This window comes from Mycobacterium sp. (assembly GCF_019247615.1).
Classification (GTDB): Bacteria; Actinomycetota; Actinomycetes; order Mycobacteriales; family Mycobacteriaceae; genus Mycobacterium.
This window is the reverse complement of sequence record NZ_JAFBAT010000051.1, coordinates 1-7,207: the sequence shown is the minus strand read 5'-3', so window position 1 is coordinate 7,207 and position 7,207 is coordinate 1. Positions and strand designations below refer to the sequence as shown.

The window sequence follows — 7,207 nt, the reverse complement described above, 5'->3', positions numbered from 1 at the left end:
GCTCGATCCAGTCGCCGACGGCGATCTTTGCGGCTGCCTTGGTCGGCCAAAGCCATCAGGCTAGGACTCGACTTTCAATGTGGTCCAAAAGGATTCCTGCTGGCTATCCCAGCATACGGCGGTGCGGCCCACGGAGCGGACCAGGTTGTGCTGGCGGGCGAACCGGGCGAGCTGTGTTGAGGCGTATTGGCATCCGCGGTCGGCGTCCAGGGATCACCTGCTCGGCGAGCTCGTCGCGCATCACTACAGCCATAAAGCTGAGGCCTTCTGGGCCACAGTGAAAGTCGAGTTCTACGCCCGATGCCGATGGCCGACTCGATCGAACGAGCTATAACCTGCGCAGACGCCACTCAGCCATCGCTATGATCAGCCCGGTCGATGTTGAAGATCGACTCGCTCGGTCGGCACAAGCTGCCTGACCTCCTGGGTTCCGTCGAGGATCTGACTGTGAGTGTTTCGGAGGAAGGTGAGAAGAGGCGTTTCGGGCGCCCGTGAGCGGGCTGTCGCAGATTTTGTAGCGAGCGAGCTGGGCTGTCAGGTTGGCCGAGTCGTGAAGCTCGATGCGTTCGCCGGCAATGCTGTTTATGAAATTGATGCAGACGAAGGCCACTTCATCGTGAAGGCGTCGACGAGCCGTGATGCATTGAGAGCTGAGGCGTGGGCGAATGGGCGGGCCGCAGCTGCTGGCTGCGCTGCTCCAGCCATCATTGGGCGCAGCTGTCTTGGCGCCGAGGACGGTATGTGCGCCGTGATCATGCGGCGTGTCGTGGGCCAGCCGATCGCGGCCGGTCATCCCGCATTCGTTGAGGTCGGCGCCGACCTGCACCGCTTGCACGGCGTGAAAATGGCGGGCTTTGGCTGGCTCGCGCAGGCATCGTGGGACGAATCTGGCGAGTTCACGCTGGGTCACCCGTCGTGGCTCAGCTTCCTGCAGACCATCTGCGACGACACTCGCGCACTGGCAGATAGTTACGGGTTGGCCGCCGCAGTCGCCGACGCGGCGACATCCACGATCACCGATCATGCCCAGACGCTGGCCGCCGTTGAGGTAGGGGTACTGTGCCACGGCGATCTGAAGCCCGCTCACATCCTGATCGATGAGGGGCATCTTGCAGGGGTAATCGATTGGGGAGACTCGGTCGTCGCCGACCCGTGGTGGGACATCGCACGGTTTGCGCACCGTGCAGACGCGGCGTCGGTGTCCTTGCTACGTCAGGGCTACGGTCTGCCTGATCCGGCGAACACCGAGGAACTCCCGTGGCGCCTTCCGCTGTACGAAGCGCTCTGGATGCTCGTCGATGCCTACGTCGCTCACGGTCTAGGGCATCGGGTCGACGCCGCCCTCCAAGAAGCCATGAATCACTTAGAGCAAGTACCCGGCTAAGCTTGTCCGCGAGAAGCTCAGCGGCACAATGGCTTTTGCGAGACGACCCATGCCTTCCTCCCCTGCAACCAGTTCGGACGAAGGATGCCGGCGAATGGGTCACGTAGTCGTCAAATCCGTCATCGGTGAGCAGCCGGTAGCGGCACATGATCGCGTCGCATAGTTGCGCGGCAATGAGGAGACCATTTTTCCAACCTGCGCGTGGGCCGGTGCGACGATGCTCCCGTCGGGCAGCCCGAGTATGCGGTCCAACGTCAGGGCATGAAGCCTGAATCTGGTTGCCAGACCGTCGATTGCGCGGTCCCGAGCGGACTCATCGGCCGCGTCGAGCACTTCGAGGATGCTCGTGTTCGTGCGTGCGGCGAGCGCGTAAATCATGTCGGCGACGCCCTCAGGGTCGAATGTGTCATAGATGCCTGCAGCGACCCCCTCCGATACCAGCCTGGTCAGCAACGGCCCGAAAACAGCCTCCTCGGCGGCGACGATTTGTGCGTACAAATGCGCGTTGGCCGGGCGCAGCAACGAAACTGCCCCGGCTAACAACTCCGGTGTTCCTGCTCGCATCTTGACGTCGAACCCGGCCTGCAACACCGCGTTGAGCCGGTCCAGCGCGTCACCGTTGCATTGCGAGAGGGCTCGCTCGACGGCGGCGAGTCCTTGACGTGCGCTGCGTTCGGCCAGCGCCGAAATTAACGCGTCTTTTGACGGAAACCAATGGTAGAAGGCTCCTTTGGAGACCCCAGCGTCGGCGATCAGATCGTTGAGGCTGACATTGTCGTAGCCACTGCGCAAAAATGCGGCCATCGCGATGTCGAGGATTTCGGCGCGGCGGACGTCGGGATGTTTGATCACGCGAGGCATGCACACTACCCGCCGGAGCGCTGAGAAGCCGACACCGACCTGTCGCGGGATGCCGGTTTGGCAACCCAGCCAACGTAAGTCAGATACAACCCGCCCACGGCCAGAACTACGAAGAACAACCGGGTCGCCGTACTCACGGCACCACCTCGCTCAAGGGTGTCACCGGCCGCGATATACGCATGCGGAAAAAACAGTATCGTCAGCCCACGCACCAGCGCTACCCAGCCGAAAACGGAAATGATGATTGCCGGCGCCCCTCGCCAAGATCGGTGGTTCGCAATAACGAATATGCCGATGAAAACGAGCAGCGCGCCGAAGAACCACTGCCACATCGGGTCGGAAACGAACACCTTGAACAAGGTCTTCATCCAGGTGTTGAAGTGGATGGCGACCGCCGAGGGAACAATGAGCATGTATGGGCCAAGTGTTCGGGCGAACTTGCGCGTAAGGGCGTGGGCTGACTCGGGAGTGCTAATTTGTCCATCTCCTTCGGCCGCTCATCGGGTGCTGGGGACCACGGTTTGCATTGAGCAAAACGTAACAGACCGACGGTCGGTTTGACAGACCTCCGGTCCGTTAGGTCCTTGGGTCGAGGGGGGTCGCCTGAGGGCCGCCCCATCGAGTGTGGGCCCTATGGTCGACTTCGGCGGCGATCACGTACTTGGGGCCCACGCTCGGCGTCCACGTAGAAGCCCGAAACCTATCCCGTTCAGCCGACCCCCGTTACGAGGCGAGCTCGACCAGGGTGGCGTTGGCCGTGCCGCCGCCCTCGCACATGGTCTGCACACCGTAACGAATCCCGTTGTCGCGCATGTGGTGCGCCATTCGTGTCATCAGCACGGCGCCGGATGCGCCCAGCGGGTGGCCCAGCGCGATGGCGCCACCAAGCGGATTGACCCGACCGGGGTCGGCACCAGTTTCGGCCATCCACGCCAGCGGGACGGGCGCAAAGGCCTCGTTCACCTCGAAGACGCCCACCTCCGACAGCGGGATGCCGGCCTTGCGCAACAGCTTCTCGGTTGCCGGTATGGGGCCCGTGAGCATGAGCACCGGATCTGCGCCGGTGACGGCGCCCGCGCGGTAGCGCACCAGCGGCGTCAGCCCGAGCCCGACCGCCATCTCCGATGTGGTCACCAGGAGCGCAGCCGCGCCGTCGGAGATCTGCGAGGAATTCCCGGCGTGGATCACGCCGTCGTCGACGAACACGGGCTTGAGGGCGGCCAGCTTGTCGACCGTCGTCCCGCGCCGCACGCCTTCGTCCGCGGCAATGACGTTGACGGCGGCTTTCTCATCGGTGAAGACGGGGACGATCTGGTCGGTGAAGGCGCCGCCATCCTGCGCTGCGGCCGCGCGTTCATGGGACTGGACCGAGTACTCGTCGAGCCGGGTGCGGGAGAACCCCCACTTCTTGGCGATCATCTCGGCCGACAGGCCCTGATTGAAGGAGAAACCGTCATACCGTGCAAGGACTTTCGGACCGTATGGCATTCCGGTCGCCCTCGCCGCGCCCAACGGAACCCGGCTCATCACCTCGACTCCGCCGGCCACCACGACATCCTGTTGGCCCGACATCACCGCCTGCACCGCGAAGTCGAGCGCCTGCTGGCTGGAACCGCAGGCGCGGTTGACCGTGGTCCCCGGGATGCTCTCCGGCCAACCGGCGGCCAGGACCGCGTAGCGACCGATGTTGCTGGACTGGTCGCCCACCTGCGACACGCATCCCCAGACCACGTCGTCGACGATCTCCGGACCGATACCGACGCGTTCCAGCAGTTCGTTGAGCACGATCGCGGACAAATCGGCGGCGTGCATGCCGGACAATCCACCGTTGCGCTTCCCCACCGGCGTGCGTACCGCCTCGACGATGACCGTCTCACGCATGTTCACTCCGATTGCTCCTGGTCTGATTTTGCTAACGCCCACTGACCAGTAAACGACGGCTCCCGTCGGTGCTTGAAGGCGGCATAGGCGGCCGCCGCGTCTGTCGTCGCAAAATTGACGGCCTGCGCGCGCGCCTCGTTCACCAGCGCATCGCGCAGGGTGCGGTCGGCGCCCTCGTTGAGCAATGCCTTGGTTTGCGCGAGCGCCACCGGCGGGCCGCCCGCCAGTCGGCCGGCCAGGTCGGTGACGAAGGTGTCGATGTCGGCGGCCGGCACGACCCACGTCACCAGGCCCAGGGCATGGGCCTCCGCGGCGTCGATCGTTTCGGCCAGCAGCGCCAACCGCTTGGCCTGTTGCAAGCCAACGAGTTTCGGCAGCAGCCAGGATCCGCCCAGGTCGATCGACAGGCCTCGCTTGGAAAAGATCTGGCAGAACGTCGATTCCGGCGACGCGACGACCAGATCGCAGCCCAGGGCGAGGTTCCATCCGGCGCCGACGGCGACGCCGGTCACCTTCGCGACGGTCGGAATCGTCAGCTCGTGTAGCGCCAGCGCGACGTCGGTCAGGCGTTGCAACTTGTATCTGGGATGCACGTGGTCGCCTTCGGAGATGTCGGCGCCGGAGCAGAAGCTCCCTCCGGAGCCGGTGATCACGAGAGCGCGCAGGCTGCGGTCGTGACCGGTGTCATGGAGCGCGTCGCGTAGCGCGACCCACAGCTCCGGGTTGATCGCGTTCTTTCGGTGCGGACGATTCAGGGTCAGGGTGCGCACACCGTCGATGTCCTCTGACAGCAACACGGGACTGTCCGAGACGCTCATCAGTAGCTCCTGGGCAGTCCCAGGGTATGGGATGCAAGGAAGTTCAAGATCATCTCCTGGCTGATCGGCGCAATCTTCATCAGCCGGGCCTCGCGGAAGTAACGCGCGACGTGGTACTCCTCGGCGTAACCCATGCCGCCGTGCGTCTGCAACGCCCGGTCCGCGGCGGTGAATCCCGCGTCGGCGCACAGGTATTTTGCCGTATTGGCTTCGCGCCCACAGGGTTTGCCGTGGTCGTACAGCCAAGTGGCCTTGCGCAGCGTCAGCTCGGCCGCGTCCAGCCGGGCCAGCGAGTCGGCGAGCGGAAACTGGATGCCCTGGTTCGTACCGATCGGCCGACCGAAGACCTCGCGATCGTTGGCGTACTTCACCGCTTTGTCCAGGGCAACCCGCCCGATGCCGAGCGCCTCGGCGGCGATCAGCATCCGTTCCGGGTTCAAACCGTGCAGGATGTACTGAAACCCATTGCCCTCCTCGCCGATTCGGTCGGCGGCCGGCACCTCGAGATTGTCGATGAACAGTTCATTCGAGCCGACGGCGTTGCGGCCCATCTTGCGAATCGGGCGGATGTCGACCCGGTTGCGGTCGAGATCGGTGAGGAACAGCGTCATCCCGTCGGTCTTCTTGGTCACCTCGTCGTAGCTCCGCGTGCGGGTAAGCAACAGGATCTTGTCGGACTCCATCGCCTTGGAGATCCACACCTTGCGGCCGTTGACGACGTAGCGATCGCCATCGCGTTTGGCGAACGTGGTGATGCGCGACGTGTCGAGGCCCGCACCGGGTTCGGTCACCCCGAAGCACACGTGCACCTCGCCGGTGGCGACGGCGGGCAACGTGCGCGCCTTCAGTTCCTCGGACCCGTGCACCACGACCGGTTGCATGCCGAAGATCGACAGGTGAATTGAGCTCGCAGCGTTCATGCCGCCGCCGGATTTGGCGACCTCTTCGAGCAGGATGGTCGCTTCGGTGATGCCAAGGCCGTGGCCGCCATATTCGGTGGGGATCGTCAAGCCCAACCAGCCACCGTCGGCGATGGCCCGGTAGAACTCCGCGGGGAATTCGTGGGCCTGGTCTTTGTCCATCCAGTAGTGGTCGTCGAACTTGCGCGCCAGCTCGGCGACTGACCGGCGGATCAGCTCTTGGTCCTCGGTCAGCTCGAAGTTCATTCCGGAGGCGTCTATGTCAGTCCCTGTTGCCGGTGAGTTCCTTCGCGTTGGCCGCGAAGTCGGCGAACGACGAACCTGCCCTGGTGTCTTTGTGGTGGCTGAGCGCCCGTATCGACACGTCGTGCCCCTCGGCCGCCTTGCGCAGCGCCCCGACAGTCGCCTGCTCCGGCGTGATGTGGGTGAAGGGGTCGAACGAGTACCACCGCATGGCGTTCTCGTGGGTGATCTTTCTGATCTCGTCGTCGGGCACGTCGTTCACGGACAAAACGTCCCATAGCTCCTCGGGCGCGCCCGGCCACATGGAATCGCTGTGCGGGTAGTCCGCCTCCCAGCAGATGTTGTCGATGCCGATCATGTTGCGCAGTGCCACGCCCACCTTGTCGCTGATGAAGCACGTCAGGAAGTGCTCGCGGAAAATCTCGCTGGGAAGCTTGCCGCCGAAGTTCTGGTGCGTCCACGTCGAATGCATCTCGTAGGTTCGGTCAGCCCGCTCCAGGAAGTAGGGGATCCACCCGGTGCCGCCCTCCGACAGCGCGATCTTCAGGTCCGGGTACTCCTTGATGGGTCGCGACCAGAGCAGATCCGCGGCGGCCTGCACGATGTTCATCGGCTGCAGTGTGATCATCACGTCCATCGGCGCATCGGGCGCCGTGATCGCCAGCCGGCCCGAAGACCCGATGTGGATGTTCATCACGGTGTTGGTGTCGCACAACGCCTTCCACAGCGGATTCCAGTACTCGTTGTGGAAACTGGGATACCCCATCGCGGCCGGGTTCTCGGTGAAGGTGAGCGCGTGCACGCCCTTCTTGGACACCCGCCGCACCTCGGCGGCACACGCCTCAGCATCCCAGATCACCGGTATCGCCATCGGGATGAACCTGGCCGGGTACGCGCCACACCACTCATCGATGTGCCAGTCGTTGTAGGCCTGCACCAGAGCCACCGAAAACTCCGGATCTTCGGTGGCGAACAGCCGCCCGGCGAAGCCCGGAAAGGACGGGAAACAGATCGAGGCCAGGATGCCCCCGGCGTTCATGTCCTTGATCCGCTCGTCGACGTTGTAGCAACCGGGCCGGATCTCGTCGAGCCCGGTTGGC

The 7,207-nt window shown here is 64.1% G+C and carries 7 protein-coding genes; 1 reads left to right on the top strand and 6 read right to left on the bottom strand.

The window, feature by feature from the left end:
• The first annotated feature begins 550 nt into the window (after nucleotides 1–550).
• A complete protein-coding gene (locus tag JO059_RS03515) occupies nucleotides 551–1,384 on the top strand; it encodes an aminoglycoside phosphotransferase family protein (RefSeq protein ID WP_293314732.1) in 834 nt (277 codons plus the stop codon).
• 99 nt (nucleotides 1,385–1,483) lie between these two features.
• On the opposite strand, the gene JO059_RS03510 is transcribed toward JO059_RS03515, so the two are convergent.
• The 6 genes from JO059_RS03510 to JO059_RS03485 all read right to left on the bottom strand — a co-directional run.
• Complete coding sequence (locus JO059_RS03510; RefSeq protein WP_293314731.1) at nucleotides 1,484–2,245, bottom strand: TetR/AcrR family transcriptional regulator; 762 nt, start codon at nucleotides 2,243–2,245, stop codon at nucleotides 1,484–1,486.
• 5 nt (nucleotides 2,246–2,250) lie between these two features.
• Nucleotides 2,251–2,658, bottom strand: a complete 408-nt coding sequence (locus tag JO059_RS03505) for a hypothetical protein (RefSeq protein ID WP_293314730.1) — start codon at nucleotides 2,656–2,658, stop codon at nucleotides 2,251–2,253.
• A 310-nt stretch (nucleotides 2,659–2,968) separates the two neighbouring features.
• Nucleotides 2,969–4,126, bottom strand: coding sequence for a thiolase family protein (locus tag JO059_RS03500; RefSeq protein ID WP_293314729.1), 1,158 nt, complete (start codon nucleotides 4,124–4,126; stop codon nucleotides 2,969–2,971).
• Nucleotides 4,127–4,128: 2 nt separating this feature from the next.
• Complete coding sequence (locus JO059_RS03495) at nucleotides 4,129–4,944, bottom strand: enoyl-CoA hydratase-related protein (protein ID WP_293314728.1); 816 nt, start codon at nucleotides 4,942–4,944, stop codon at nucleotides 4,129–4,131.
• Nucleotides 4,944–6,110: an acyl-CoA dehydrogenase family protein gene (locus JO059_RS03490; protein ID WP_293314727.1), complete on the bottom strand. Its 1,167-nt coding sequence runs from the start codon at nucleotides 6,108–6,110 to the stop codon at nucleotides 4,944–4,946. The genes JO059_RS03495 and JO059_RS03490 overlap by 1 nt, the downstream gene beginning before the upstream one ends.
• A gap of 16 nt (nucleotides 6,111–6,126) precedes the next feature.
• The coding region (locus tag JO059_RS03485; protein WP_293314726.1) for an amidohydrolase family protein at nucleotides 6,127–7,207 on the bottom strand (1,081 nt) is incomplete at its 5' end.